At 33.9% G+C, this 1,874-nt stretch carries 2 protein-coding genes and 1 pseudogene; all 3 read left to right on the top strand.

All coding sequences use genetic code 11. The features are described 5' to 3' along the window. A pseudogene (locus tag HMPREF2675_RS10630) lies at positions 1–590 on the top strand (hypothetical protein); the annotation flags it as partial. Beyond that, a complete protein-coding gene (locus HMPREF2675_RS10635) occupies positions 590–913 on the top strand; it encodes a DUF6572 domain-containing protein (RefSeq protein ID WP_070815042.1) in 324 nt (107 codons plus the stop codon). The pseudogene HMPREF2675_RS10630 and the gene HMPREF2675_RS10635, both read left to right, overlap by 1 nt. A 456-nt stretch (positions 914–1,369) precedes the next feature. Continuing rightward, positions 1,370–1,678, top strand: a complete 309-nt coding sequence (locus HMPREF2675_RS10640) for a hypothetical protein (RefSeq protein WP_070815044.1) — start codon at positions 1,370–1,372, stop codon at positions 1,676–1,678. Positions 1,679–1,874 lie beyond the last annotated feature (196 nt).

The following is a 1,874-nucleotide window of genomic DNA, read 5'->3' on the forward strand; positions in this document are numbered from 1 at the left end:
AGCGGAAAAACGAAGAGCTTGCGCTGAACGTTGCCGACTGGCTGATGAGCTTTGTCAACCCCAATCCGAGGATAAAAGCCCCGATTATTGCGGGCGTTGGCAACCTGAAAAACATCAAGCCGACCGTTACCGGCAGAGATCCCTTATTGGCGGGTGCGGGGAATATCCGTATCCCTGCAAACGGCAATGTTGCGAAGGGGGACAGGATTCCGGATACGGCATTGGCTAGCAAGGGAATCAAACATAAAAATCGTAAAGATCAACTGGAAAAAAATAAAAAATCTGGTGAGGATTTTGAGATGGAAATTTATCAGAAGAAAGTTAAACAAGGCTTTAAACCGCAAAGACAGATTACAGTTAAAACAAAAAGTGGTGTAAAAACTAGGCTTGATATTATTTCGAAAGAAGGTGGTCTTGATGTTTGTACAGAATGTAAGGCTTCAATAACTGCGCCACTTACCAAAAATCAGAAAAAAGCTTTTCCTGAAATTGAAAGAACGGGAGCAACAGTGGTCGGTAAGGGAAAACCGGGCTATCCAAAGGGGACCAAAATTGAACCTACTAAAGTTATCATTGAAAGGAAAAGATAATGTCTATTTTGGAAGAGAATGTAATTGATTCAGCCTCTATTGAAAATGGAATACTCATATTAACTATTTCTGATCATTTAAAATGGGATAACGAGCATTTGTTTTTGTTGCAAGAAAAAATAAATTCATATATTCAATATATTGAATCAGGTCAAGTTTTTGAAGATTTTGGAGAAAGTAGCTATGAGACTATTGAAATACAACTTATATATAAATATAAACCAAATGGAAATTATATAAAATTTTTATATCGCCTAGAAGATGCTTTATTAAAACTTAAATTACAGTTTTCCCATGGAACTATCTCATATTTTTATAGTTGAAAAGTAAAGACTCTCTTTATCACTTCGAACCCGAGAAAGCCATAACTTATATAAACCTTAAAATCAAAAAGAAGTAAGTCGTAACACTCGGCGTCATATTTCTTACGTCATACTTATACTGAAATATATAAACCAAAGGAATTTATGCTATGGTTGAGAAAGCAATTACACTGAATATTGAAGAAATTTTTTATGAGCCTGGAAAAATAAAATTTAGATATAGTCGTTATCTGTCTGCCGATGGAACAAAATGGATAAGACATGGTTTGTTCTATGCATCTTACGAAAATGGTAATATTGTTTAGGCAAAAAATTATGAATTTTTTTTATTTTAGTTCAAAAAAAATAGAAAATTGTGGAAATATTATTTCATCAAATCTGAATCGAAAACAAGTTCGTGCAATATTTAGTTCTGATGTACAAGAGATTTATAAGTCATCATACTCTCGAGTTCCTATGGATGTTTTTCCCGAGTTGAATATCCATTGTTTTTATGATGATAAAAATCAGCTTCAAGCGATAGAGATATTTGAACCAAATAAGTTTTTTTTAGAAGATATTTCTTTTAATTGGCTTGGAAAAATTAATGGTGAAATAATAAGCTACCTCTATAAGAGTGGAATTAATGATTTTGAAATTGATGATTTGGGTATTAGGCTTCTTAATATTCCTGTTTCAACTATAATCAATTCAATAGGTAAAGTGGAATGTTGTTATTTAGATTTTTCAAATAGAGACACAAAATTTTATGTAAAACAAGTGTAGGTTGAGGTCAAGACCGAACTATCAAAAGGCCGTCTGAAAATAAATTTGGTTTTTAGATGGCCTTTCTCATAATCGAAATAAAATGTTGGGGCTTGACCCAACCTACGCCTACTCTGGCATCAGCATCTCCATCACCTACGGCGAACAAAAAATCCGCCATCCGATCAAGTAAACGCCTACCTTGCCGAAAACCAAA

This window comes from Neisseria sp. HMSC061H08, from assembly GCF_001836795.1.
Lineage (GTDB): Bacteria > Pseudomonadota > Gammaproteobacteria > Burkholderiales > Neisseriaceae > Neisseria > Neisseria subflava_A.

What these genes read in the sequence shown, in the direction of transcription:
- HMPREF2675_RS10635 (WP_070815042.1), top strand. Translation starts at nt 590, where the DNA reads ATGTCTATTTTGGAAGAGAATGTAATTGATTCAGCCTCTATTGAAAAT.
- HMPREF2675_RS10640 (WP_070815044.1), top strand. Translation starts at nt 1,370, where the DNA reads ATGGATGTTTTTCCCGAGTTGAATATCCATTGTTTTTATGATGATAAA.